The sequence below is a fragment of the Protofrankia sp. CiP1_Cm_nod3 genome (genome assembly GCF_982290655.1).
In genome coordinates this window covers 6717-7868 of record NZ_CEVIVD010000157.1, presented here as the reverse complement: position 1 = coordinate 7868, position 1152 = coordinate 6717, and the positions used below count along the sequence as shown (strand labels likewise).

General features: G+C 75.7%; 1 protein-coding gene. It reads right to left on the bottom strand.

Annotated features, from left to right (window positions below):
* On the bottom strand, positions 1-1152 hold a 1152-nt coding region (locus AC5LUJ_RS20775), incomplete at both ends, for a thiopeptide-type bacteriocin biosynthesis protein (protein WP_493465567.1).

Sequence of the window (1152 nt, the reverse complement as noted above, 5' to 3'; positions counted from 1 at the left end):
TGTCCGCGCCGGGGCCGTGGACCCGGTTGTGGTGCAGATGGAGCAACGACCTCAGCACCCCCGCCGGTGTCACTCCCGTCTGTCCGGCGCCGAGGAGACGGGCGTAGGCGCTGGCCGCGTCATGGCGTGCCCGCCACGTCGCCGCGACGGTCACGCTTGCGAGCGCGGGCACGGGTGGGGCGGCAGCTTCCGGGGCGTCGAGGCTCGTGTAGGCGGCGGCGAGCTGGAGGGCTTGGCGCCGGACGTCCCGGTCCACCGGGACGGTTCCGGTGCCGTCGCGCTGTGCGATCAGCCAGGCCAGCCCGGCGGCCCGGCCGCCCAGGACCGCGCCGGCGAGGTTGGCGAGGCTGGCCGCGGTCAGTGCCTGCTGATCGCCGTCATCCGCCGCGGTGGGCGTGGCCAGTTCGGCGAGAGCGGCGGCGGAGTCCGCGGCGAAGAGCTCTTCGGCGGCGGCTTGGGCGGCGCCCCGGCCGTAGCGGGCCGGCTCCGGCCGGTAGGTGTCCAGCGCCAGCGTGTCGGCCAGGCCGTGGCGGCGTAGCTCGGCCACCCATGCGCCGGCTCGGGCGGCGGCCCGCCCGTAGTCGGCGCCGGCGGTATGTAGCCGGATCCGCAGGTGCGGTGCCGGGTCGCGGTAGCGGACGAACCACCACCGCGGTGGGGTGTTCCATTCCGCCAGCAGGGTTGGGAGATGTTCCACCAGGACGGTGGTGAACCCGTCCGGGTCTCCGTAGATCTTCGCGTAGAGCATCCCCGTGCCCGGCAGGACGTCGTCGCCGGGGTCGACCAGCGGCAGTGGCCCCGGCCGGGTCAGGACGGCCGGGGCACGGGCCGGGGCCGCGGTGCTCGCCATCGGGATCAGGACCTCGTGCGCACGACCCTGGCACCATCCGTACTCGCCTTCGGATGGTGCCTCGGTCAGCGTCACCATCGGCTCCGCCGAAGGCGTCGTTCGCGCCGGACCGCGCAGGTGGGCGCGCAGCAGCGCGACGTGCATCGGGTCGTCCAGCCGCAGTCGCAGCTGCCGGTCGGCGACACCGACAGCGATCTGTTCGGGCAGCCGCAGCCGGTCCCGCAGCGCGGTCAGCGCCGCCGCCCACGTGGGCAGCGGCGCGTCCGCGCCGGGCAGCGCGCCGAGCGGGATCCGCCAGCGAG